22 protein-coding genes are annotated in these 26,084 nt (G+C 43.5%); 3 read left to right on the forward strand and 19 right to left on the reverse strand.

Features of this window, described 5'->3' with window-relative positions; translation table 11 throughout:
• Nucleotides 1–132: 132 nt before the first annotated feature.
• The 5 genes from fkpB to murJ form a co-directional block, all read right to left on the reverse strand.
• Nucleotides 133–564 carry an FKBP-type peptidyl-prolyl cis-trans isomerase gene (gene fkpB / locus L8S15_RS18980; RefSeq protein ID WP_016767727.1) on the reverse strand — a complete coding sequence of 144 codons (432 nt, stop codon included), beginning with the start codon at nt 562–564 and terminating at the stop codon, nt 133–135.
• A 194-nt stretch (nt 565–758) separates the two neighbouring features.
• Nucleotides 759–1,259, reverse strand: coding sequence for a signal peptidase II (gene lspA / locus L8S15_RS18985; RefSeq protein ID WP_010434837.1), 501 nt, complete (start codon nt 1,257–1,259; stop codon nt 759–761).
• 161 nt (nt 1,260–1,420) lie between these two features.
• The gene (gene ileS / locus L8S15_RS18990) at nt 1,421–4,297 is read right to left on the reverse strand and encodes an isoleucine--tRNA ligase (RefSeq protein ID WP_010434836.1); all 2,877 of its coding nucleotides are present in this window, start codon (nt 4,295–4,297) and stop codon (nt 1,421–1,423) included.
• A gap of 63 nt (nt 4,298–4,360) precedes the next feature.
• A complete protein-coding gene (gene ribF / locus L8S15_RS18995; protein WP_010434831.1) occupies nt 4,361–5,296 on the reverse strand; it encodes a bifunctional riboflavin kinase/FAD synthetase in 936 nt (311 codons plus the stop codon).
• A gap of 70 nt (nt 5,297–5,366) precedes the next feature.
• Nucleotides 5,367–6,929 (reverse strand): murein biosynthesis integral membrane protein MurJ, encoded by a 1,563-nt coding sequence (gene murJ, locus L8S15_RS19000; RefSeq protein ID WP_010434830.1) that lies wholly within the window; start codon nt 6,927–6,929, stop codon nt 5,367–5,369.
• A gap of 251 nt (nt 6,930–7,180) precedes the next feature.
• Between murJ and rpsT the strand changes: the two genes are divergently transcribed.
• Nucleotides 7,181–7,441: a 30S ribosomal protein S20 gene (rpsT, locus tag L8S15_RS19005; protein ID WP_004739529.1), complete on the forward strand. Its 261-nt coding sequence runs from the start codon at nt 7,181–7,183 to the stop codon at nt 7,439–7,441.
• 327 nt (nt 7,442–7,768) lie between these two features.
• Here rpsT and L8S15_RS19010 read toward each other — a convergent pair whose 3' ends face one another.
• Nucleotides 7,769–8,062, reverse strand: coding sequence for a metalloregulator ArsR/SmtB family transcription factor (locus tag L8S15_RS19010; RefSeq protein WP_010434829.1), 294 nt, complete (start codon nt 8,060–8,062; stop codon nt 7,769–7,771).
• A 100-nt stretch (nt 8,063–8,162) separates the two neighbouring features.
• Nucleotides 8,163–9,053 (reverse strand): transcriptional activator NhaR, encoded by an 891-nt coding sequence (gene nhaR, locus L8S15_RS19015; protein ID WP_010434828.1) that lies wholly within the window; start codon nt 9,051–9,053, stop codon nt 8,163–8,165.
• 391 nt (nt 9,054–9,444) lie between these two features.
• On the opposite strand from nhaR, the gene L8S15_RS19020 reads away from it, so the two are divergent.
• Nucleotides 9,445–10,590: a Na/Pi symporter gene (locus tag L8S15_RS19020; protein WP_010434827.1), complete on the forward strand. Its 1,146-nt coding sequence runs from the start codon at nt 9,445–9,447 to the stop codon at nt 10,588–10,590.
• 330 nt (nt 10,591–10,920) lie between these two features.
• Here the strand turns inward: L8S15_RS19020 and L8S15_RS19025 are convergent, their stop codons facing one another.
• Genes L8S15_RS19025 through rppH form a run of 5 tightly spaced genes read right to left on the reverse strand, consistent with a single transcriptional unit; the run spans nt 10,921 to nt 16,231 of the window.
• Nucleotides 10,921–11,772 carry a thymidylate synthase gene (locus tag L8S15_RS19025; protein WP_010434826.1) on the reverse strand — a complete coding sequence of 284 codons (852 nt, stop codon included), beginning with the start codon at nt 11,770–11,772 and terminating at the stop codon, nt 10,921–10,923.
• Between the two features lie 9 nt (nt 11,773–11,781).
• Complete coding sequence (lgt, locus tag L8S15_RS19030; RefSeq protein WP_010434825.1) at nt 11,782–12,603, reverse strand: prolipoprotein diacylglyceryl transferase; 822 nt, start codon at nt 12,601–12,603, stop codon at nt 11,782–11,784.
• A gap of 57 nt (nt 12,604–12,660) precedes the next feature.
• Nucleotides 12,661–13,452 carry a sulfite exporter TauE/SafE family protein gene (locus L8S15_RS19035; RefSeq protein WP_010434824.1) on the reverse strand — a complete coding sequence of 264 codons (792 nt, stop codon included), beginning with the start codon at nt 13,450–13,452 and terminating at the stop codon, nt 12,661–12,663.
• A gap of 8 nt (nt 13,453–13,460) precedes the next feature.
• Nucleotides 13,461–15,710 (reverse strand): phosphoenolpyruvate--protein phosphotransferase, encoded by a 2,250-nt coding sequence (ptsP, locus tag L8S15_RS19040; RefSeq protein ID WP_016767731.1) that lies wholly within the window; start codon nt 15,708–15,710, stop codon nt 13,461–13,463.
• 2 nt (nt 15,711–15,712) lie between these two features.
• Complete coding sequence (gene rppH / locus L8S15_RS19045) at nt 15,713–16,231, reverse strand: RNA pyrophosphohydrolase (protein ID WP_004735018.1); 519 nt, start codon at nt 16,229–16,231, stop codon at nt 15,713–15,715.
• A gap of 616 nt (nt 16,232–16,847) precedes the next feature.
• Here rppH and mutH point away from each other — a divergent pair.
• On the forward strand, nt 16,848–17,513 hold the full coding sequence (gene mutH / locus L8S15_RS19050) for a DNA mismatch repair endonuclease MutH (RefSeq protein ID WP_010434822.1): 666 nt from the start codon (nt 16,848–16,850) through the stop codon (nt 17,511–17,513).
• A gap of 53 nt (nt 17,514–17,566) precedes the next feature.
• Here mutH and L8S15_RS19055 read toward each other — a convergent pair whose 3' ends face one another.
• From L8S15_RS19055 to L8S15_RS19085, 7 genes are all read right to left on the reverse strand, one after another.
• Nucleotides 17,567–17,878: a DUF6482 family protein gene (locus tag L8S15_RS19055; protein ID WP_004735016.1), complete on the reverse strand. Its 312-nt coding sequence runs from the start codon at nt 17,876–17,878 to the stop codon at nt 17,567–17,569.
• A 192-nt stretch (nt 17,879–18,070) separates the two neighbouring features.
• Nucleotides 18,071–18,322, reverse strand: coding sequence for a hypothetical protein (locus tag L8S15_RS19060; protein ID WP_004735015.1), 252 nt, complete (start codon nt 18,320–18,322; stop codon nt 18,071–18,073).
• 586 nt (nt 18,323–18,908) lie between these two features.
• Nucleotides 18,909–20,243 (reverse strand): cyclic-di-GMP-binding transcriptional regulator VpsR, encoded by a 1,335-nt coding sequence (gene vpsR, locus L8S15_RS19065; protein ID WP_010434821.1) that lies wholly within the window; start codon nt 20,241–20,243, stop codon nt 18,909–18,911.
• A 271-nt stretch (nt 20,244–20,514) separates the two neighbouring features.
• Nucleotides 20,515–22,047, reverse strand: coding sequence for a lysine--tRNA ligase (lysS, locus tag L8S15_RS19070; protein WP_010434820.1), 1,533 nt, complete (start codon nt 22,045–22,047; stop codon nt 20,515–20,517).
• Nucleotides 22,048–22,145: 98 nt separating this feature from the next.
• Nucleotides 22,146–23,244 (reverse strand): peptide chain release factor 2 gene (prfB, locus tag L8S15_RS19075; RefSeq protein ID WP_100208942.1). Its coding sequence is split into 2 segments (ribosomal slippage): nt 22,146–23,168 and nt 23,170–23,244, totalling 1,098 coding nucleotides; the frame shifts between segments, so codons are not numbered across the junction.
• 236 nt (nt 23,245–23,480) lie between these two features.
• Nucleotides 23,481–25,217 (reverse strand): single-stranded-DNA-specific exonuclease RecJ, encoded by a 1,737-nt coding sequence (gene recJ / locus L8S15_RS19080; RefSeq protein WP_010434818.1) that lies wholly within the window; start codon nt 25,215–25,217, stop codon nt 23,481–23,483.
• An 80-nt stretch (nt 25,218–25,297) separates the two neighbouring features.
• Nucleotides 25,298–26,077, reverse strand: coding sequence for a thioredoxin fold domain-containing protein (locus tag L8S15_RS19085; protein ID WP_016767734.1), 780 nt, complete (start codon nt 26,075–26,077; stop codon nt 25,298–25,300).
• Between the last annotated feature and the right edge of the window lie 7 nt (nt 26,078–26,084).

Consider the following 26,084-nt stretch of genomic DNA (forward strand, 5'->3'; position numbering starts at 1 on the left):
AGCGAGGTTCGCATTCTACAGTGAAGCGTCTAGACAGTGAAGCTCTGGGTTACATCACAGCTGTAGGCGGTGCTACTCTAACGTTAAGATGGTTATTCTACCGTTAAGATAGCTACTCCACCGTAAAGATAATTATTCAACCGCTAAGATGTTGACATCGAAAGTAACGTCTTGACCTGCTAATGGGTGATTAAAATCAACCGTCACTGAATCACCCGCGATCTCGGTGATAATCCCAGGGATTTCCATACCGTCAGGACCGGAGAAAGCCATGATAGTGCCCACTTCAACTTCAGAGTCACCAACAAACTTCGCGCGATCCATATAGTGAATATGATCAGGATTCGGCATACCAAACGCATCTTGCGCCTTCAATTCGATAGACTTTTCAGTCCCCGTTTCAAGACCAATCAGGCACTGTTCAAAGTTCTCACTTAGGCTGCCATCACCCATAACGAACTTCGCAGGTTTGCCCATATTTTCGGTGCTATCGGCAACTGAACCATCTTTCATTTTAATCGTAAAATGTAAGGTTACTGCTGAATCATTTTTAATTGTTGCCACGTTACTTTCCTTAGATTTCTTTATTATTTGAAGGGGCATTCTGTTTTGCTTCCTTATTAAGAGCAGCATAAAAAAAAGCGCCGTCGGAATCAACCGACAGCGCTTAGGGCTATTCTAATCTGTGAGTCATAGACTGACTTTAAGGCCATCTAGTTCAAAGCAATTTACTTTATACTCATTACTATTAGAGTCGCCTATTTGCTTTCGTCTTTCTTACGGAAACCATCTAAGATGATCATCGCTGCACCGATACAGATCCCCATATCCGCTAAGTTAAACGCAGGCCAGTGGTAAGTACCCCAGTAGAAATCTAAGTAATCGACAACAAAGCCGTGTACTACTCGGTCAAATACGTTACCAACAGCGCCACCAATGATGATCGCATAAGCAATGTTATTCCACTTCTCTGCCGCAGGTAGTTTACTCATCCAGTATGTCAGCATGCCAGTTACCGCAAAGGCGATACCAGTAAACAACCAACGCTGCCAGCCACTCTGATCACTCAGAAAGCTAAATGCCGCGCCGTAGTTATGAACATACAAAAAATTAAAGAATGGCAGCACCTCAATACGGTTTGCCCAGCCATAACCCATGTTGTCCATGACGAAAAGTTTGATGCCGATATCTGCAACGAAAACCAGCAGAGCCAACCATAACCAACGCACACCAGATTGTTTTAACGAAACTTCACTCATTTCTATTCCTAGTATCTACTCAGTCAAATCATCTCATTATCCATTCTCAAGAATGAACACGAGAAGTCAGCTTGGTTAAACACATTTCCTATAATTAAAAATAACCCCAGTTGATACTGGGGCTATGATTTTTACAAAAAGTTCAGTCTTTCTCTGAGTCGTTATGCGAACTTACGCACTTCGCCTTCACCGTCGATGTTCGACACACAACGACCACAAATTTTCTCGTGACCTTCAATTGTGCCTACATCTGGAGTGTGGTGCCAGCAACGGTCACACTTCTCAGCTTCAGTTGCTGCAACTTCAACGTACAGACCTTCAACGTCTGTCGCTTGAGCTGTATCAGACTTATCGCTAAGTGGCTTAACAACAGCAGCAGAAGTGATAAGTACGAAACGTAGCTCATCTTCTAGCTTGTTGATTTTAGCCGCTAGTGCATCGTCAGCGTATAGAGTAACTTCAGCCTGCAGTGCACCACCGATTGTTTTCTCTTTACGAGCATCTTCAAGAAGCTTGTTCACTGCGCCACGAACTGACTGGATTTCAGTCCAAAATTCGTTGCTTAGCTCTTCGTCGTCAGCAAGACCAAATAGGCCTTCGAACCACTCGCCAGTGAATACAAACGTGTCGCGCTGCTCTCCAGTTGGTAAAGAGCTTGGCATCTCGTTCCAGATTTCATCTGCAGTGAACGACATGATAGGCGCCATCCAACGAACTAAAGCTTCTACGATGTAGTAAAGCGCCGTTTGACAGCTACGTTGAGCATGGCTGCCCTGTTTTGCTGTGTACTGACGGTCTTTGATTACGTCTAGGTAGAAAGAACCCATTTCGATAGAACAGAACTGCATTAGACGTTGAGTCACACCGTGAGTGTTGTACTCACCGTATGCTTTAACAATCTCTTCTTGTGCAGCTTGAGCACGGCCAACAGCCCAGCGATCAAGTGCAACCATTTCTTCAGCTGGAACTAGGTCAGTTTCAGGATTGAAACCGTTCAAGTTCGCTAGGAAGAAACGAGCCGTGTTACGAATACGACGGTATGCATCAGCAGAACGCTTAAGGATTTCGTCAGAAACCGCAACTTCGTTAGTGTAATCCGTAGAAGCAACCCATAGACGTAGAATATCTGCGCCTAGCTTGTTCGTTACATCTTTAGGAGCAACAACGTTACCGATAGATTTAGACATCTTACGGCCGTTACCATCAACCACGAAACCGTGCGTTAGCACTTGCTTGTATGGTGCTTCGTCTTTCATCGCGATAGATGAAATCAAAGATGACTGGAACCAGCCACGGTGTTGGTCAGAGCCTTCAAGGTAAAGATCAGCACTGTGCGTTCTTTCTTCATTTGGGAAGTTGTACTCTTCACGAGAGTCCACAACAGAGAAGTGAGTTACACCTGAGTCGAACCATACGTCTAGCGTATCAAGTACTTTCTCGTACTTGTCAGCGTCTTCAGCACCCATCAGTTCAGCAGCGTCTACATCCCACCAAGCTTGAATGCCTTTTTCTTCCACAAGCTTCGCTACTTTTTCAATAAGAGCTGGGCTATCTGGGTGAAGTTCTGATGTTTCTTTATGAACGAACAGAGCAATTGGCACGCCCCAAGTACGTTGACGAGAGATACACCACTCAGGGCGACCTTCGATCATACCTTCGATACGGCTTTGACCCCATTCTGGCATCCATTCAACACTCTTTGTTGACTCTAGTGCTTTTGCACGTAGGCCTGCTTGATCCATAGAGATGAACCATTGTGGTGTGGCACGGAAAATGATTGGCGTTTTGTGTCTCCAGCAGTGTGGGTAGCTATGCTCGTAAGCGTGGTGATGCAATAGTGCACCTTTCTCTTTTAGAACTTCTAAAACAGAATCGTTCGCTTTGAATACATGCTGACCAGCGAATAGCTCAGTATCTGGCAGGTAAACGCCGTTTGAACCTACTGGGTTAGCGATTTCTAGGTTGTACTTCTTACCAACCACGAAATCCTCTTGACCATGACCAGGCGCAGTATGAACGACACCAGTACCCGAATCAGTAGTAACGTGGTCACCAAGAACGGCAGGAACAGTAAAATCGTAGAACGGGTGGTTGAACTGAGAAAGCTCAAGATCAGCACCAGTCGCAAAACCAAGATTATGGAAGTGCTCAATACCTGCACGATCCATTACGTCTTTTGCTAATTCAGAAGCAACAACGATACGTTGAGCAGGCTGTTCGCCATTCGCTTCAACTTGGATAAGCACGTATTCAAGATCATCACGTAGACATACTGCGCGGTTTGCTGGCAGAGTCCATGGTGTTGTCGTCCAGATAACGATTGAGATTTCGCCTTGACCCGCGTGACCTTCCGCTAGAGTAAATTTCTCTAGAAGTGCCGCTTCGTCAGCTGCAGTAAATTTCACATCGATAGATGGCGAAACCTTATCTTTATATTCAACTTCAGCTTCAGCCAGAGCAGAACCACAGTCAGTACACCAGTGAACTGGTTTGAAACCTTTAAGAAGGTGACCTTTGTCTGCGATTTTGCCTAGAGAACGAATGATGTTCGCTTCTGTGCCGAAATCCATAGTGCGGTAAGGTTTATCCCACTCGCCCATGATACCAAGACGTTTGAAGCTCTCTTTCTGACCTTCAACTTGGCCCGCAGCGTACTTACGACACTCTTCGCGGAATTCAGCAGCCGAAATCTTCTGACCAGGCTTACCTTTCTTCTTCTCAACCATCAACTCGATTGGAAGACCGTGACAGTCCCAACCTGGGATGTACGGTGCATCAAAACCAGAAAGGGTCTTAGATTTAATAATAATGTCTTTAAGAATCTTGTTCAGCGCGTGGCCAATGTGAATGTCGCCGTTCGCGTATGGAGGGCCGTCATGCAGCACGAAAGATTTTTTGCCTTTCTTTGCCTTACGGATTTCACCGTAAAGGTCTTCTTTGTACCAACGCTTAAGCATTTCTGGTTCACGATTTGCCAGATTGCCGCGCATTGGGAACCCTGTTTCTGGTAAGTTCAGGGTATCTTTATAATCACTCATCGATTCTTAATTCCGTTATATTGGGCGAAGTTAGACATTATGTTAATCGGTGGAATCATCCGACTAATTCTTTAGCTGAAGCAGCCACACCCTTGCGGCTTCAGCATCCAATTCTATTTGATTTTTTAATGCGTCGAACGACTCAAACTTTATCTCGTCGCGCAGTTTGTGCAAAAGTCGCACTTCTAACTGTTTACCATATAAATTGGCTTTAAAGTCAAAAAAATGTACTTCTAATTGCTGCCTTACCCCATTAACTGTTGGTCGTTGTCCAATGTTAGCAACACCACCGACAGGAACACCGTCGATATCTAATGCTTCAACAACATACACTCCCGACACAGGAGAAACACAACGTTTTAATGGAATATTAGCGGTAGGGAAACCGATAGTTCTCCCTAGTTTACGACCATGAGAAACACGACCACTGATACTGTAGTCACGCCCAAGCATAGTAGCACTAGAAGCCAAGTCATTGGCCGCTAACGCATTTCGTATCTCAGTGCTGCTTACTCGTAATTGGTTTAAGCAATAGCTTTGGGTGCTCACCACCTCAAAACCATATTTTTCACCCGCTTCTTTAAGCATAGCGAAATTACCTGTTCGGCCTTTGCCAAAGCAAAAATCGTCACCAACCACCAAGAATTTCACACCAAGCTTATCAACCAAAAGCTCCTTAATGAATGCTTCCGCGGATAAACTAGCAAAATACTGATTAAAATTAACACACAATAAACGACTGATATCTAGCTTACTCAATTGCACATATTTATCTCGTAAACGAGTTAAACGCGCTGGCGCTCGACCTTTAGCAAACAACTCCATAGGTTGCGGCTCAAACGTCATAACAACAGAAGGGAGCCCTAATGCTGCAGCTTGATTAGAAACCTGACTCAGAACTTCTTGATGCCCTAAATGAACACCATCGAAGTTACCTATGGTTAATACACAGCCATGATGCTGCGCTTTAATATTATGTATACCTCGGATCAGTTCCATTATGATCAGCTAAAACCTGTAATTTGCATCATTTATTGTGTGAAACCGACGGATTATATACTAATCAGCATTAATCTGTCGCTGCTTTTAAATGTTTTACTCGGATACCTAAAATCAGTACCGAAACAATATAAACAAAGCCACCAAGTCCGATCAAGCCTGTTAATGTCAGTGCTCTCTGACTGAAGCCCCAATCCAGCCACTGTTGCATATTATCCAACTGCCATAAAATGGCTGCGACCATCACTACACCAGAGACAAGCAACTTGGCACTAAACAACAAAGTTGTCTTAGTTAATTGATAGACACCCGCAAGATGCAAACCCCGATATAGCAAGGCCATATTCACAAAGGCAGACAAGGCCGTCGCAATCGCCAAACCAACATAACCATAGAAGTAAGCAAAGATCGCGTTGAACACCATGTTAGTCACCATAGCGATAATGCCGTACTTAACTGGTGTTTTGGTATCTTGGCGAGAGTAATAACCCGGAGCTAATACTTTAATCAACATGAAGTTAAGCAGACCTGATGCATAAGCCACTAGCGACATCGACGCCTGTTGTACATCGTGGGGAGAAAACTCACCACGCATAAACAGCACCATTAACATGGGTTTAGCCAAAACAATCAGACCCAACATAGCAGGAATACCAAGCAGTAAAACCATGCGTACGCCCCAATCCATGGTATGCGCAAATCCTTCTCCTTGAGCGTCTACGTGTTTACGAGACAAAGCAGGAAGAATCACCGTCGCAATCGCGATCCCGAATAACCCTAGTGGAAATTCAAGCAATCGATCTGAGTAATACAACCAACTGATAGAACCTGTCGCTAGGAAACTAGCAATGAAGGTATCAAACAGTAAGTTGATTTGGCTGACCGATACACCAAAAAGCGCAGGGATCATTAGTGTGCGGATCTTAACGACACCCGGATCTCTCCAACCCCACTTAGGTTTAACCAACACACCTGCTTTTATTAAGAACGGCATTTGGAAAAGGAATTGGACTAATCCACCGAGAAATACACCGATAGCTAATCCAATTTCTGGTTGATCTAAATTAGGAGAGATAAACCATGCTGCGCCAATGATCATCACATTCAAGAACACAGGTGTAAAAGAAGAGACGGCGAACTTACCTAATGTATTGAGAATCGCACCAGATAAAGCAACAAAGGTGATAAACCATAAATAAGGGAAGGTAATCTTAAGCATAAAGCTCGCAAGTTCGAATTTTGGGGCTGCAGGTCCGTCATTCAGCCAGTCGATAAACCAACCGGCACCAAACATCGCAGTGATCACACCGGAGCCCAATACCCCAATAACGGTTACTATAGATACTAAAACTCCGAGAGTACCCGACACCTTAGCAATTAAATCTCGTGTCTTATCTTTGTCACCTGCAGCGTGATATTCCGTTAGTACCGGTACAAACGCTTGAGAAAAAGCACCTTCTGCAAAAAGTCGACGTAAAAAATTAGGAATTTTATTAGCGAAGAAAAATACGTCGGCACTCGCTCCTGCTCCCATTAAATTTGCTACTACTACATCACGTACTAGCCCCAATACACGGGAAACAAAAGTCATTGCACTGACAATCAGGCCTGACTTTAATAGTCTTTTACTCACAGAAACCTCTGACACTGGTTGATTACTTTCAAGCGAGGATAAATACTATCCTGTCCTAAGAAGCATATTTATTAGCATTGGTCTAAAAATGCTGTTAGAATCCCCGCCATCTTAACCGCGATGACCTTTCCATACCAAAGTTTGTTTGGCTACGATTGGTTTTTGCACAAATCATTTGACAATTAAGCGCTAATGAGGGATAGTCCTCGCCCTTAAATTGTCACCGAACTAAGTTTTTGGGAGTTAGACCCTTGGCAAACAGTAAATCTGCTAAGAAGCGCGCTATCCAAGCTGAGAAACGTCGCCAGCACAATGCTAGCCGTCGTTCTATGATGCGCACTTACATGAAAAAGACTATCGCAGCTATCGCAGCTGGTGATAAAGAAGCTGCAACTGCTGCTCTTGTAGAAGTTACACCACTTCTAGACCGTATGGCGACTAAAGGCCTTATTCATAAGAATAAAGCTGCACGTCATAAGTCTCGTTTCGCTGCTGCAATCAAAGCTCTTTAATAGAAATTTGATTACAACGCAAAACGAAAAAAACCGGCCTTGGCCGGTTTTTTTATATCTAAATTTTGAGTAACGCTGTTATTTTTCTCGCTGAACGTTGTTTTTCTTACTAACAGCTATTGGTTTATTACAAAATATTTTTCTTACTAAAAATTGTTTCGTTGACCGATAGACAAATAAGTAGACAAACAAACGTCTAACAAATCGATCAAAGAGAGTAGATTGATAAAAGATAACTGATAGGTACTAACGTTCGACGTGAAATATTGACACTTCCTTGTGTCGACCTTATTCCTGATAAGAGATTACCCTCCTACCAACAACAAGCTACTTGCAGTACATACCGTGCAGTAGGTTAATCATTGCTTTTACTTCTTCGCTACTCAATGTGTAATATACAGTTTGAGCCTCTTTACGAGTATCAACCAAGCCATCCCTTCTCAACCACGCAAGGTGCTGAGATAAAGCAGACTGACTCAGTTCTAACTTGCCACACAACTCCCCAACCGACAGCTCAGTACCATGTAACAGGCACAAGATTTGTAAGCGACGCTCGTTGGCCATGGCTTTAAGTAGAATCACAGCTTGCGCTGAGTTCTTCTCCATCTCTTTTAAGTTCATAGTTTGGCTCCCTACAACCTTTACGCCAACTACGGGCTATCAGAATTTCCGGCATATGGTAGGGTTATGATAATCGATATCAATTCATTAACAAACAACCTCACTCGAACAATTTGCTAAAATCTGCGTCACATACATTTTTTACTGCTGGATGTTGGATCATCCTCTCAGCAAATATGACGTAGTACTCTTCTTTTAACTCTTCGATGCCACCCAACAGCTGTAACGATGTGTCTTCTTCAACTTCAGATATATAGAGAGTAGGTGCTAAAAAAATAGCGTCATGATGATAACGAGCAAAAGCTTTCATCAGTGCCGCATCATCAAATTCGCCTAAAATATCGGGCTTTAGACCCTGCCTATCAAACCACTGTAGTACCTTTCGTCCCATAGAAGTTCGACTTCCGGGGATAAGAAGCTTCCTTTGCTCCAATACAGCGGGGAAACTCACATCTTCTACATTACCAGAACAGAAAAAAGTCATACCACTCTCACCCAGCTTCTTACTAAACAAGCCAGGGCTTTGACTAGAATCCACCGGACAGTCAGACAAGATCATATCGAGCTTATGTTGAGAGAGTTGTTCAAGAAGCATTTCATGAGTCGATTCAAAACAGCGAAGGTGGATACTGTTATCTTCTGGAATCGTCGACATCAAGATCTTGCTCACGAGCCTTTTTGACAGCGCATCCGCTACACCCACATCAAACAGAATATTTGAGTGCTGGCTGTAATTCACAATATCCAACATTTCATAACTTAAGCCAAACATACGATCAGCATACTTAAACACCAGCTGACCAAGCTCAGTAGGTTCAACACTGCGACCATTGCGCTTAGTTAACTTGCCATCCATGCGCTCTTCTAACGCTTTAATCTGACCTGTAACCGTTTGAGGTGTGAGAAATAGGGCTTCTGCAGCTTTAGTAACAGAACCTTGCTTGCAAACCATCCAGAAGTAATAGAGGTGGTTGTAGTTGAGGTGCGACATAGATGTGCCGTAATAATAAAAGAGAAGATATCCTTTATATCAAATATGACGCACTCACTCAACAAACTCGGAAAAACCTAACTTATACATCGATTACTACTTATTTTTTCGAAGTGTCTAATTTCATAATGTAATATTTAAGCGATTATTTTCAATTTTTTTCTAACTTTTAAGATCTATATCACCTCTCAAAAATAAAAATAAAATTATTTAAAAACAACACCTTAACCAACCACCATTTAAAGTTTTGATATTTAAATAGCAAATCATCACAAAAAAGTCTCACCTAAACCAAAATGTAATATTACTGAAATATTTCCCCTCTAACATCACGCTCAGATTAAACAAACAGACCAAACACAGACTTAAACGGTCCAATGGAGAAAACATTATGAACCAAGCTACTACTGCAGCAGCGCCGATTTCGAGCACTACTCGTTGGCTACGCTGGGCTAACTTGGCATTCATGCTTTACCTACTATTACTTTCAGTTTCAATGGTTGGTACAGGCTTCAAATGGGCAACAGGCGAACAAGCAAAGGTTCTTTTCGAATTTGCTTCACACCCAGTTGCAGGCTTAATGATCGGCTTAGTGGCAACAGCACTTATTCAATCATCAAGTACAGTTACTTCAATTATCGTTGGCCTTGTGGCAGGTGGTTTACCTGTTGAGCTAGCAATCCCTATGATCATGGGTGCAAACATTGGTACAACAGTAACCAATACACTTGTTAGTCTTGGTCATGTTCGTTGTAAAGAAGAATTCAAACGTGCATTCGCAAGTGCGACCATTCACGACTTCTTTAACTTATTAGCCGTCGCTATCTTCCTACCATTAGAGATGGCATTTGGTATTCTAGAGAAAATTTCTCACTGGTTAGTATCACCGATGCTAGCAACAGGTGATATGAGCATGGGTGGTCTTAACTTCATCAAGCCAATCACTAAACCAGTAGTCAGTGCGATTAAAGAACCACTATCAACGTTTGGCGACACTGTAGGCGGCGTCATGCTTATCGTTCTTGGTATCGCAACAATCTTCGTAGCTATCACTGTAATGGGTAAGCTAATGAAGAGCCTGATGGTTGGTCGTGCTCGTGAGATTCTAAAGAATGCAATCGGTCGTGGTCCTATCCACGGTATCGCTTCTGGCTCTATCGTGACTATCCTTGTTCAGTCATCTTCTACGACAACAAGCTTGATGGTTCCGCTAGTAGGCTCAGGTGTTCTTAAAGTACGTGACGTTTACCCATTCACTCTGGGTGCAAACATTGGTACTTGTATTACCGCTCTACTTGCAGCTACAGCAGTATCTGGTGAGTTTGCAGTATTCGCACTACAGATTGCTCTAGTACACTTGGTGTTCAACATCATGGCAACGGTATTCATCTTCGGTATTCCGTTCCTACGTGAACTTCCAGTGAAAGCTTCTGACATCATTTCTGATATGGCTGTGAAGAATAAGTCTGTAGTCGCTGGTTACCTTGTTGCAGTATTCCTTGTACTGCCTGGTACTGTGTTAGCACTGACTGCTTAATAGCTAAAGAATTAGATAGCTTAACCGCTAGAAAGACACATCGCTTATAGCAAAGCCCGCAACCTCCTAGGTTGCGGGCTTTTTCTTTTTAGGAGCCGATGAGGGAAGAAAAAGAAGGTGTGGGATTCGAGTAGCGAGTGACGAAAAGCAAAAGCAGATGCGTGATTCGAGTAAACGAGTAAAAAAAAGCGACTCCCCTCATTATCTGCGTTTGATATTTCGTATATCACTGACTCAAATCTAAACACGCTCTTCGTATCTCGTTACCGAGCTACAGGTACAAAAAAAGCCGCACAATGGCAGCCTTTTAATCAAATAAAACGGATTGCATTAAACCGAGAATGGGTACTTAATCGCCTCATGGCATTCGTAACCTTCAACCCAGAAGTCATCCATCGTTACCCATGTTTCTAAATCTTCTAGAGACTTAATCTCAGGATTGATATGGAATGTAGGGCCAGCTAACGGCTCACGCTTCAACTGAACATCGCGCATTGGTGCAAGTTGATCTTCATAGATATGAGCGTTAACAAGCTTGTGGTAAGCCACGCCCGCCTTCTTGCCGGTGATCTGCGCCATGATAGCGAGGAACACATACACTTGAACCATATTGAAATTCAAACCTAGAGGGACATCACAAGAGCGCTGAGTACTATTTAGGTACAGGGTGTCACCAAGCAGAGAGAAGTGGTGGCTGTACATACACGGACGCAAACAACCCATGTGAAACTCGCCTGGGTTGTAGAAGTTTAAAATCTCGCCACGGTCATCAATACCGTTAGTTAAATCATCAACAATCTTCTTCAGTTGGTCGATATGACCGCCGTCAGGTTTTGCCCATGCACGTCCTTGAACGCCGTAAACACGGCCCATGTCGTCTTCACCCTTGCGGTAAGGATTATTCAGCCATGCCTCGTTCAGGTTCGAATTCGCATCCCAGGTTTTAGTCCCTAGCTTGCGAAAATCTTCAGCATTATCGTAACCACGGATATAACCAAGCAGTTCAGCAACTGCCGCTTTCCAAAAGCTTTTACGCGTTGTTACCAGTGGGAATTGGTTATTACCAACATCATATTCAAGGTCAGCATTGATCACAGTTAGGCAGCGCTTGCCAGTGCGTTCATTTTCAATCCAAGTACCGTCATCAACGATACGCTGACAGAGGTCTAAATACTGTTTCACACCAGTTCCTTACTTCGTTTGTTGTGGTAATTCATCTTTGTAGTGACCACGCTTGTATGCCCACACCATCATCAGCACACCGATGATAACCATTGGCAGTGACAAAATTTGTCCCATAGAGATAAATCCACCGAACAAACCTAGATGAGCATCAGGTTCACGTACGTATTCTACTAAGAAGCGGAATGTACCATATCCTGCGAGGAATAACCCTGACACAGAACCAAGAGGACGCGGCTTTTTGATAAACCAGTTCAAGATGAAGAACAGCACAATACCTTCAAGCGCCATCTCGTAAAGTTGAGATGGGTGACGAGGAAGTGGACCACCATTAGGGAATACGATTGCCCATGGCACATCAGTCACACGGCCCCAAAGCTCGCTGTTCATGAAGTTACCTAAACGCCCCATGCCCAAACCAAATGGAACCAATGGCGCGATCATGTCAGCTACACCAAAGAAGGTTCGACCGTTCTTTTTCGCATACCAGAACATCGCAGTGATAACACCAAGCAAACCACCGTGGAAAGACATACCACCCGTCCATACCTTAAAGAGGTAAAGAGGGTCTGCTAGGAAAAGGTCAAAGTTATAGAAAAGTACGTAGCCAATACGACCGCCAAGTACTACACCTAGAAAGCCTGCAAATAACAAATCTGATACTTGCTCTCGGGTCCAACCACTGTCTGGTTGATCAGCTCGGCGATTTGCTAGCCAAAGAGCAAACATAAAGCCAACAAGGTACATTAAGCCATACCAGCGAACTGAAATTGGTCCTAGTTCGATAAGAACAGGATCGATATTTGGGAATTCGATAAAACCCTGAGACATACGTGGCTCTCTATCTAAATTGAATAACGGTCAGCTCAGCAGCTGACAAAAAAGACACTACAGCAGCATTGTAGCTGCTATAAACATTAAAAATATTGCAAAGAATTTCTTTAGCACGGGAGTTGGCAATTGCGTCGCCAGTTTCGCACCAACTCGAGTAGTTAGAACTGAAGTACAAGATATTGCGACCAAAGCTGGTAGGTAAACATAGCCCAAACTAAACGCTGGAAGATCATCTACAGACGAACCATGCCAAATAAACCCGAGCATTCCTGAAATAGCAATAACAAAGCCGCACACCGAAGAGGAACCCACGGCCTTGCGCATTTCTACACCATGATGGTTAAGAAAAGGCACAGATAAAGATCCACCACCAATACCAGCCAAGCTTGAGACTAAACCAATACCGCCACCACATAACATCGTTTTTGCAGAGCCTGGCATCGCTTTCTGACTCGTAGAACGAATCGATAACAGCATTTGTAATGCCAATACCAATACAATCACACCAAAGACTTTCGGTAGATATTGAGCTGGAATGATGTCGGCGACAAAAGAACCGAGAAAACCACCCACGACCACACCTGGCATCAACCATTTAACGACAAATATCTCTACGTTACCCAACTTTAAGTGGTTAATCGCAGACGATCCTGACGTAACAATAATGGTTGATAACGAAGTCGCCAATGCCATCTGCATCGCAAACTCTTGAGGGATGCCCGCTTTAGGAAGCAAAAACAATAAGGCAGGCACCACCAGCAAGCCACCGCCAATGCCCAGCAAACCCGCTAAAACACCAACAACAGCACCAAGACCTGCTAACAAGCCTATTAGTTCATATGACACGTCAAATCCTATTTTTTACCTGCTCGAATGAAGCCTGTAAATTCACGCTCTTCGAAATAGTTGAGCATCATACTATAGATGTCACGACCATACGGTTTTGAAAGTGCCTTATTTGCTAAATCCTGTAATTCACTCAGGTTAGATTGGCGAATCAAGTATTTGGTTCTAGCGACATTTGAGGTATTCATACTTAACGTTTCGTACCCTAGCCCAATCAACAGTAATGCGCCCATAGGATCACCAGCTAGCTCGCCACAAATACACACAGGTAATTGATATTGCTTACATGTATCATGAATTTGTTTTAATGCCATGATCACCGCAGGGTGCATGGATTCATAGACATCAGATACGCGGGAATTGTTCCGATCAACCGCCAATAAATATTGGGTTAAGTCATTGGTACCCACAGAAACAAAATCGACCTTGCCTGCGATTAACGGCAGCAAATACAGCATTGATGGCACTTCGATCATGATACCAATGCGAGGCATGCGTACTCTATTATCAAGCTCGTGTACTTCATCGTAAGCCTGTTCTATAAGCTGAACCGCATCATCCAGCTCTTGAGCACCCGAAATCATTGGTAATAGGATACTTAAATTCTGACTATCACAGCTCGCACGCAACATGGCGCGTAGTTGAATAATAAAGATATCTGGGTGATCGAGTGTAAAACGAATACCACGCCAGCCAAGAAACGGATTGTCCTCTTCAATCGGGAAATAAGGTAATGCCTTATCACCACCAATATCCAACGTACGCATCACCACTTGCTTCTCGGGATAGCTCGATAATACAGAACGGTACTGCTTGAACTGTTCGTCTTCTGACGGGAATCTCTGCTGTAACAAGAAAGAAATTTCCGTTCGATACAAGCCTACGCCGTCAACCCCTTGGTTAATCGCTATATTAGTATCCGCACTCAAACCAGCATTGAGCAAGATCTCTATTTGCTGATCATCTTGCGTTCTTGCTGGTAAATATAATTCTCGGTTGACCATAGAAGAGAGTTCACTTTCTTCTAGAATCAGCCCTTGGTATTCACTAAGTAAGTTATGACTCGGCTCAATAAAAATCTCACCGCTATACCCATCGACAATCGCTTGCTTACCATTAGCTTGGGCAAGGTTGAAATTGACCCCCATCACCGAAGGAATGCCAAGCGCACGAGATAAGATCGCTGCGTGAGAGTTCGCCGCCCCTTCCAAGGAAATGACCGCCAACAATTTTTCTTTTGGAATAGACGCCAAAACAGAGGCCGTTAGTTCACGTACCACCAGAATAATGGGCTTGTCTAACGTGCGGAGTTCATGCTCAGAGTTATGAAGGAAATACAACAGCCTTTGTCCGAGCTCTCGAATGTCTTGTGCTCTCTCGCGAAGATAGACATCAGACATACGAGCAAAGCGATTAGAGTAACTTTCAACAACTTGTCTTAGTGCCCAATCAGCTTTATCGCCCTTCTGAATTTGGCTTTTCAGATCCTTACGCAACATGGGATCGTTGAGTAAGTGAGTAAACAGGTCAAAGATCGCCAACGCATCTTTGTTTATTTCGCTGTCCAAACGCTTGCGCATGCGCTTAAAGTCATTCAGAGCATTTTCGACAGCAACCGCCAGCAACTCATGCTCTCTTTCAACATTAAGCGTCGAAGCCGGATAAACATCGGTTAATTCAGGTTGCGTGTTGTCCCACCACAAATCACCAATCGCTACACCTGATGACGCTGCGATACCTTTCGTCGCCGGCAACTTTTGTTGTTCTAATAACCAATGACCTTGGGTTTGGGCATGCGCCACAATAACCGCAAGTTGTGCTGAAAGAGTGACAAGGAAAGACTCTTCCATTTCACTGAATAAACGAGGAGATTTCTGTTGAATAACCAAAACACCAAGCACTTGCTTGCGATGGATAATCGGAGTACCGAGAAAAGAGTGATAAACCTTTTCTCCCAACTCCGGAAAAAATTTATAAGCAGGGTGAGCAGACGCTTGTGCAAGGTTGATAGGTTCAGCGCTTCTTTTAACAAGGCCAACCAGGCCTTCGTCAAAACCAATGTGAATACTATTGCCTTTGAAGATCAGGCCTTGAGTTGCCATCAACTCAAGGCGCTGCATATCATTATTTGCCAAATACACGGTGCAACATTCCGTCTGCATCGCACTGCATGTCTCTTTAACTAAAATATCAAGAGCCGTCGACACATCTTCAACTCTTGATACGTGTTCAACTATTTCCCTTAGTTGACTGAGCATGCTTAACCTCTACGCAATTTGCGTTTTCCTTTTGTTTTTCGCTCTTTAAACGGCATTGCCAAAGATGCGAATTCTTTCATCGCTCGACGGTACACATCTCGCTTAAAAGAAACAACTTGTCGAACAGGGTACCAGTAACTCACCCAACGCCAACCATCAAATTCAGGTGTACTTCCACGCTGCATATTGATCTGCGATTCATCGCAATCTAAGCGTAAAAGGAACCACTTCTGTTTTTGTCCAATACAGACAGGTTTAGAATCCCACCGAACCAGTCGTTTGGGTAGCTTATAGCGTAACCAATGACGACTTGTCGCGACGATCTTTACATCCTTTTTAGTAAGGCCAACCTCTTCATACAACTCACGGTACATTGCCTGTTCCGGAGTTTCACCTTCATCTATTCCCCCTTGAGGGAATTGCCATGAATGTTGCCCGTATCGTTTAGCCCAGAAGACCTGACCATGGTTGTTACAGATTACAATACCAACATTTAATCGGTAACCATCGCCATCTATCACTGGCCAACCTCTATCTAAATTTTTAATTACTCTGATTTTTCCACATATCCCCAATCGGAGCAAACTTAGTGACGTGATAAGCGCTATATTTATGAATATTAACTACGAATATGGATAAGTTTTGCTCAAATTCTAGTTACCCACACAATAGTGAGACATAGACCACATTTATTCACCTTTTCTGTGAATAACTATGTGAAGAATTCCCCGCAATCGTTTTTTTTAATCCATAGATTCATCAACACCTTAAACAACAAATCAATTATCAACATTTTAAACCATTAAAAATCAACAAATTAAAATAATAATCATAATTTTAAAAACATTTAGAAAGCAAAAGATCTTTCAAAAATCGAACGTGGTTAAAGATCAACCACTCAGGTGTTTATCCACACTAGCAACTGAAAGATTCATTTTGCCCCCTATTTAGCAAGCATTTTATCCACCACAAACCCCTGTTTATTTATACACCAAATTAATATTTCAATTAATTACCTTTATGTCCTGTGGATAACCACGAGCTTGATCCCTTTTTAAGTAAGGAGATCATTTCTTAACCAGTCGTCATATGGTGATAACTTCTGGTAAAATCGTTTTTTTGATTATGCTTTTTATTATGAAACCAGAACCACAAACACAACAAGAGCTATTAGACAGAGCGTATACTATTGCCGGGATGACCTTCAAAGAGCTCTCCGATGAAGCCGAGATGGTGATGCCAAGCGACCTTAAGCGTGATAAAGGTTGGGTTGGGCAGCTGTTAGAATGGCATTTAGGTGCACCCGCTGGCAGTAAGCCAGAACAGGATTTTGCAAAGCTGGGCATCGAACTTAAAAGCATTCCGATTGGTTATTCTGGAAAGCCACTCGAAACAACGTTTGTTTGTGTTGCGCCACTGATGGGCGTACAAGGCATAACATGGGAAACTAGCCACGTTAGAAATAAACTGTCTAAAGTGCTGTGGATCCCAGTTGAAGGAGAAAGAGAAATCCCGTTGGCAGAAAGGCATGTTGGTTCACCTTTATTATGGACGCCAAGCCAAGAAGAAGATGAACTTCTAAAAAGAGATTGGGAAGAGCTGATGGAGTTGATTGTTTTAGGCAATGTTGAACAGATAACAGCAAGGCACGGTGAAGCACTCCATTTACGCCCTAAGGCCGCAAACAGTCGTGTGTTAACGGAAGCTTACGGTGCAAGCGGTAAACCCATAAAAACCAAACCTCGTGGTTTTTACTTAAGAACCCAGTTCACCCATAAACTGCTGACTGCACACTATGCATAACTGTCGAGAACGAAAGTCGAACATACTGATTATAAGTACGCTGTAAATTCCCTCTAATGAGGTTTAAGCGCTAATTCAATATCGCAGTAACTCTGGCTAGGTTCATTACCAAACTCATCATACGCGTTGTGCAAGCGAAGGTAAGCCTTTTCAAAGCCGAGCCGGAGTAACTCCTCTTTCACTTGATCCAAGGATCCAAAGTGAAGCGGCTCGCCGTCTTGCTTTACAGGTTCTAGCTTGTGTTTGTACTCCACCGCCAATAGATACTCTGAGATATCAGAACAACCAATAACGTACACTTTGGGTGTTTGATAAGAGTCTTTGTGCTCTCCATGTAACCACATGTCTAATTGATGCTTTTGCATAACCGTCCTCCCCTGCTCTTTAAAGAGTAGTAGAACTCTTTTCCTTTACTAGGTAACGACTTAAAAAAGCAAAAAAGAGAAGCAAGTGCTTCTCTTTTTTGGCCAGTTCTAATTCAAAAGTTTGCACTTTCGACGCCATAACTATCACTGTGATTTATCCTAGGGGTTGAAAGGTGCTATCAACCCCGCAGATTACGTCGGTATTCGCGCACTTAAGACACGACGAAGGTGACGTACTCGACGTTCAATCGTAACAACTTCGGGTTCAGAAAAACCAATAGGTCGACCATCGGCTTCAAGACCAATATCTCTTAGTAAGTGAGTATTGTTCCATGGTAGATCATATGAACTGCGACGAACTTTTCGTTGCCATTCACGCTCTTCACGACGAAGGTCTGCACGGATAAGGACTGTTGCTAATTTTAAATATACTGAGTGACGCATAATAACTCTCCAGTTGTTGAATAAACTGAGGAAAAATAGCGTGTTAGATCGTATGAGGGTTTCTCACTTAGCTGCTATTTTTCCGCAGCCAAATAAGGATACGGATCTATTAGTTAGGTTTATCTTGGGTGTTTCGATCGGCCATGGCTGATGTTTGTGACATAACAGTCACCATGTCAGAACACGGATCAAACGAAGCGCAAATATGCTGTATAAAATCGAAATGTTTCATTTGCGCCTCCAAGCTAACTAAAAATCCAAAAAGAAATGGGGTAGTGAAAGCAGACAAGTCTTTGTTAAAACGCTGCTTTCACGGTTAAATTCTAACCAAGTGAGTATATTATTCAACCGCTAATTGGCTCACATTTTTAAAACAATGCATTCACCTGGAATATAAGTTGCATATACATTTATATATAAGATATTCACTATTATTATATAAAATCACAGAACATATCTCTTAGTGACCTAGGGGGCATCTCTCAATTGTTCGAATGTGAACACAGCGACTAACAACAAAAAGAGCCACGCATGATGCGTCGCTCTTAAATTTACACTAACAGATTGAATCACTTAGCAAAGAATTCTAAATAACGCCCTCAGAAATAAGGCTGTGTTTATTCAATAAACGGTACATCGTTGCTCGTGATACTCCGAGCTCCTTAGCAGCCAACGAGACCTGTCCACCGTAAGATTCCAATACAATCAACAATGCATCGCGCTCTGAACGCTCACGAATGCTTTTCAAACTGCGACGTTCATCATTCTGTTTTGGTAAATCAAGTTGGTGATCTTCTATGATCACGGCATCCGACATCAGAACAACACGCTTTATCTGATTCATCAGCTCACGAACGTTGCCTGGCCAGTGGTAGCGATTCATTGAACGAATAGCATCCTCTGAGAAACTCTTAGCCTGAGCATTAAACTCTTTCGAGTACTCACGTAAGAAATGATTCGCTAACACAGAAATATCGCTCACACGCTCTTTCAGACTCGGAACATGAATACGCAACACATTAATGTAATGATACAATTCTTCATTGAAGTCACCTTCAATCAATGCTTTTTCGATATCAGAAGAGTTCGCCGCCAGAATACGTACATCGATAGATTTTGGCCCTGCCGCAGTTTCAATTTTGCCTTCTTGTAAAAAGCGAAGTAGATTCAATTGTTGATTACGGGGCATCGCCAACACATCATTGAGTAAGATAGTTCCGCCGTCTGCTTCTTCTAATATACACGGTGCCGAAGTTTGCTGTGTTGAAATACCAAACACTTCAGCTTCTATTCTCATTTCAGACAAGGCACGGCAATTAACCGTTAGAAATGGATTCTGTGCTCGCGAAGAGTTTTGATGAATAGAACGTGCGATCGTCTCTTTACCTGCCCCACTCTCTCCGTAAATTAAGATACTGACATCAGTAGGCCCAATGCGCTTTACTTGGTCTCTCAAGCGCTTCACAGCCACAGAGTCACCCAATAGGCCCATATTGTTGTTAATGCCGTAGTTTGGCCATACTTTCTGCTCAAGCTTGAGCATACCCAACTGGTGACCAATAGTACTCAGTAGCTGAGCATCAGGGATTGGTGCCGTGAAAAAGTCGATACAGAAGTTAACGATAAATTGGCAGATCGTATCAGAGCTCAATTGAGATTCACGAATAAAGGCGAGCCATCGCACCTGCTTGTTATTGCTTACGAGGTTAGCAATACCGTTAAGACTAAACTCATCATGGCTAAGATCAACAATACCGATACATGGACCAATGTCAGCAATCAAGGCATCGGCTTTTCGTAGATCTGCACACTGGGTACACTGCCAACCCACTTGTTCTAACACTGATAACCAGGGTTCGTACGCACCACCAACCACGATAAGAGAACCTGGTAAGGAATCCATCTTAAATTGAGTTCCCATCCTTCTTCCTTATTCTATTTTTATTTAAATCAGACTAATACGAGTTTAATGCTGATAACTCTACAAAATGCCACGAGATCGTATTCAGCGCCGAGGCGTATAATAATGAGACTATCTTAGATTTTTCGTCTCAATAGTAAGACTATGTCAGAAATAGTGATTTTTCGAATCAAGAGTGCGGTGCAAGCAAGGTTTTAAAGTCATAAAAGCAGAAAAGCCACCCGAAGGTGGCTTTTCAATTAACGCGTTTGTTACAAACCGTAAGCGAAAATTACGCTTGTGGGCGCATTGCCGGGAACAAAATCACATCACGAATTGTGTGCGTGTTTGTAAATAGCATCGCTAGACGGTCGATACCGATACCTTGACCCGCTGTTGGCGGTAGGCCGTGCTCTAGTGCTGTAATGTAGTCTGCATCGTAGTACATAGCTTCATCATCACCCGCGTCTTTCGCGTTAACTTGCGCTTTGAAACGTTCGTCTTGATCTTGTGCATCGTTAAGCTCAGAGAAACCGTTCGCGACTTCACGGCCACCGATGAAGAACTCAAAACGGTCTGTGAAGAATGGGTTGTCATCGCTACGACGTGCTAGAGGAGAGATGTCCGCTGGGTAGCCAGTGATGAACGTTGGTTGAATTAGCTGAGGCTCAGCCGTTTCACCAAAGATCTCTTCAAGAAGCTGACCACACGTCCAAAACTTCTCAACGTACAGACCTACTTCTTCTGCAATTTTAACCATCAATTCTCTGTTCTGAAGATCATCTTCAGTCAAAGCTTGAATGTTTGCATTTTCAGGAGTGTAGTGTTTGATTGCATCGAACATGCTCATGCGAGCGTAAGTGCCACCGAACTCAACTGTTTCCTCACCGTAAGGCATAGAAGTAGAACCAAGAACGTCCATTGCTGCTGTGCTTAGCATCTCTTCCGTTAGATCCATTAGATCTTTGTAGTCAGAGTACGCTTGGTAGAATTCCATCATTGTGAATTCTGGGTTGTGACGTGGAGAAAGACCTTCGTTACGGAAGTTACGGTTGATCTCGAATACACGGTCAAAACCACCAACCACTAGACGCTTAAGGTAAAGCTCAGGTGCAACACGTAGGTACATGTCGATGTCTAGTGCGTTGTGATGAGTGATGAATGGACGTGCTGTTGCACCGCCTGGGATCACGTGCATCATTGGCGTTTCAACTTCTAGGTAGCCTTTTGAGCTCATGAAGTTACGGATTGAAGACACAAGCTTCGAACGCACGATGAATGTGTTACGAGAGTCTTCGTTCACGATTAGGTCAACGTAACGCTGACGGTAACGCATCTCTTGGTCAGTTAGACCGTGGAACTTCTCTGGCAGAGGACGAAGTGCTTTCGTTAGCAATTCAAACTCTTCCATGTTCACGTAAAGGTCGCCTTTACCTGATTTGTGAAGCGCACCTTTAACACCGATGATGTCACCGATATCTAGGCCTTGGTACTTCTCTTTTAGTACTTTTTGAACGTCTTTCGCTGCGTATGCTTGGATACGACCAGAAGTTTCTTGAATCGCAAGGAATGGACCACGCTTCGCCATAATACGACCAGCGATCGCAACGATGTGGTTAAGCTCTTCGAGCTCTTCCTTAGTCTTCTCACCGAATTCCGCTTGAAGGTCGCCAGCTAGGTGCTCACGACGGAAGTCATTTGGGTGACCGTTAGCTTTGCAGTTTTGGCGGATGTGATCCAGCTTGCTGCGGCGCTCAGCGATTAGTTTGTTCTCTTCAGGTGAAGAAGCTTCTTGTGCGTTTTCGTTTTGAACAGCATCAGTCATTAGAGATGTACCCTGCTTTTATAATTTGGACAGCTATATTTTTTCAAATATAGGCATTTTTACCAATATTATTGGTAAAGCTTAATAGTTGATAAAGCTTACAGACCTGATTTCAGGCTAGCTTCAATAAACTTGTCTAAGTCACCGTCAAGAACCGCTTGAGTGTTACGGTTTTCGATGCCGGTGCGTAAATCTTTGATACGAGAATCATCCAGTACGTAAGAGCGGATCTGACTACCCCAACCGATGTCTGATTTCGTTTCTTCGCTCGCTTGTTTTTCAGCATTTTGTTTTTGAATCTCAAGTTCAAAAAGCTTAGCACGTAGCTGCTTCATCGCTTGATCTTTGTTCTTATGCTGCGAACGGTCATTCTGACACTGAACCACGGTGTTAGTCGGAACGTGAGTAATACGTACCGCTGATTCCGTGGTGTTTACGTGCTGACCACCAGCGCCAGAGGCACGGTATACATCAATACGTAAGTCAGAAGGATTAATGTCGATCGTAATGTTGTCATCAATCTCAGGATAGATAAACGCAGAGGCAAATGAAGTATGACGACGACCACTTGAATCAAATGGTGACTTACGAACTAGACGGTGAACACCAGTCTCTGTACGTAACCAACCGTAAGCGTACTCACCAGAGATACGTACCGTTGCACCTTTAAGGCCAGCAACATCACCATCAGACACTTCGATAACTTCAGTCTTGAAGCCTTTCGAATCAGCCCAACGTAAGTACATACGCAACATCATTGAAGTCCAGTCTTGAGCTTCTGTACCGCCCGAGCCTGACTGTAAATCGATGTAGCAATCTGATGCATCGTGATCACCAGAGAACATACGACGGAATTCCAGCTTCTCTAGCTTAGCTTCAAGCTCGGCGAGTTCTGGTTCAATCTCATCGAACGTTTCTTGATCTTCTTCTTCAACCGCAAGCTCTAATAGGCCATCAACATCCTCAACGCCTTGGTCAAGTTGGTCGATTGTTTCTACTACCGCTTCCAATGCAGAACGTTCTTTACCTAGCGCTTGAGCACGCTCAGGTTCGTTCCATACATCCGGTTGTTCTAATTCTGCGTTTACTTCTTCTAGACGCTCTTTCTTAGCGTCATAGTCAAAGATACCCCCTCAGGATATTTGTGCGCTCAGACACATCCTGCAGACGGTTTTTTATAGGATTGATTTCAAACATTTTAGCTCATCATTTATGAGTAGAATTTAACCGAAGAATTGTACTCAAAAGTGTGACGGAGATACAGAATTTTTTAGAGCGGTGAACCAAGATTCAATAACTTAATGGGATATAAAATTGACAGGCAGAAAAAACACGTAAAATTTGTAAGGGAAGGAAAGAGAACAAGCTCTGTTTTTGAACAAAGCTTGTTGAATTTGGCGCTATATGATGAGAATTGTTGAGTCTAAAAAGAACTATTTGGCCTCGATGTAATCAATCATCAGCTGCAAAGATTGGTTGCCACGAAACTCGTTAATATCGAGCTTAAATGCAAGGTGCACAGTTTTCACCGAAGCATCAGGCCAGCGGCGTAGGTCCACATTAAAGGCGATACCATCAATCATCACATTGGTCGGGTGACCTTTGTAGAGCGGCTCCAACATCAACTTAAGATGTTTTTCACCCACCAACTTTTGATGCAGTACTTTAAATTCACCATCGAAGATTGGCTCAGGGAAAGCTTGTCCCCACGGACCACCTGAACGAAGCGTTTCGGCGGTGTGCATTGAGAACTCTTCAGGTAACAACTCACCATCAGACAAGATAATGCCCTTCAGTGCTGTTTCTCCAAGCTCATTCTTCACGACATCGTTAAACAGCTTACTGAAGCGATCAAAGTCCTTTTCCATAATCGTTAAGCCTGCCGCCATTGCGTGACCGCCAAACTTAAGAATCAAACCTGGGTTTTGAGTGTCGATTCGGTCCAACGCATCACGCATATGTAAACCCGGAATCGAACGACAAGAGCCCTTTATGCTCCCTTCCCCACCATCAGCGAAAGCAATCACTGGACGATGGTATTTATCTTTGATGCGCGAAGCCAAGATACCAATCACACCTTGATGCCAATCACGCTGGAACAACGCTAAACCCGAAGGCAGATCGTCTTTACCAAACTCAAGGCGCTCACAAAAAGCCATCGCTTCTTGCTTCATACCCTCTTCGATCTCTTTACGTGTTTGGTTCAAACCATCCAGCTCACTCGCCATTCGACGTGCAGCATGGATGTTGTTACTCATTAGCAACTCAACACCAAAAGACATATCGTCCAGTCTGCCGGCCGCATTAATGCGAGGACCAAGTGCAAAGCCAAAATCAGATGCGACTAAACGCTTAGCGTCTCGCTTGGCAATTTCAATCAAAGCTTGAATACCCGGACGAGCTTTACCTGCACGAATACGCTGCAACCCTTGATGTACCAAAATTCGGTTGTTTTCATCAAGCGGGACTACATCGGCAACGGTGCCCAGAGCCACAAGGTCAATCAGTTCCATCAACTTAGGTTCTGTCATGCCGCGTTCTGCAAACCAATTCAACTTACGCATATGAACACAAAGCGCCATCATCAAATAAAAGGCGACACCAACCCCCGCTAAAGCCTTTGATGGAAAAGCGCAGCTTTCAAGGTTCGGATTGACCATCGCATCGACGATGGGCAACTCATGACCCGGTAAATGATGGTCAGTAACTAAAACTTCTAATCCTTTCTCTTTAGCAAAACGAACCCCTTCAATCGAAGAGACACCGTTGTCGACCGTCATGATGACCTCAGCGCCAAGTTCGATAGCCTGCACGACAACTTCAGGACTCAAACCATAGCCATCTTCAAAACGGTTTGGTACCAGATAATCAACATTCGAACTACCCAGCATGCGCAGTGCCAATACCGACAAAGCAGAACTGGTCGCACCATCAGCATCAAAATCACCAACGATGATAATGCGTTTTTGCTGCTGAATGGCTTTGAACAATAATTCAACCGCAGCATCGATACCACCCAGTTTTTGATAAGAGTGTAGGCCTTTCGCTGCTGTCTCTAATTGGTCGGCACTGTTGATTCCGCGACTCACATAGATGCGCTTTAACAAGTCAGGTAAATGAGCAGGTAAAACTGAAGTATCGACCTCAGGACGGCGTTGGATCTCTATCATATAAAAATGGGCCCGATATCAATCAGGCCACTCCTTAAATCAAAAACATGGGGAATATGTTGGTAATACAGAAATGAAGATTACTGCTCTAAACGTTGAAGCAGTTGTGCTGGTGGTAAGTAACCACTCACCAATTCACCACTTGCTAGCACGATAGCTGGAGTGCCATTAATACCAAGCTCACGGCCTAATTGGTATTGCTTAGCGATGATCTGCTTTTGCTCTGCTAGGTTTTTACCAGAAGCTGGCATTTGACGATTGACTTTCGCATCGTGCATGGCTTCTTTTGGATCGTCAGAAGCCCAAATTGCCGCCATTTGGTCGGCAACTTGTCCAGTTGCGCCTTGGCGCGGGTAAGCCATGTAGCGAACAGTAATTCCTAAGTCGTTATAGCCTTGCATTTGGCTATGCAGACGAACACAGTAACCACACGTAATGTCAGTAAATACAGTCACAAAGTACTTTTCATTATCGGCTTTATATTCGATAACCGTATCTGACATTGCCGCGACTTTTTCAGCATTCAACGGCGCTTGACGCTCAGCCAAAACATCACTGAACTTGCCGTTGTCGTCCAAAGAGTAAAGAGTACCCGCGATAAAATGATCACCTTCTGGAGAAGAAAAGATAATGCCGCTGTTCGTTTGAACCTCCAGCAGGCCATCAATATCTGAAGGAACGATCTTATCGACTTTAATACCGATTTTCTCAAAGCGCTTAGTTAACGCAGCGGTATCAATAGCTTGAGCTGAAGCAACTTCTACGGCTGTTGATGTTGGTTCTACTTTCGCTTCTGATGCATTACATGCAGTAATCATAAGAGGAAACGCTAATAGAGGAAGACGGCGTAATACGCTCATTAAGTTC

It is taken from the genome of Vibrio sp. S/42/10 (assembly GCF_029890535.1).
In the GTDB taxonomy this organism is placed as follows: domain Bacteria; phylum Pseudomonadota; class Gammaproteobacteria; order Enterobacterales; family Vibrionaceae; genus Vibrio; species Vibrio cyclitrophicus.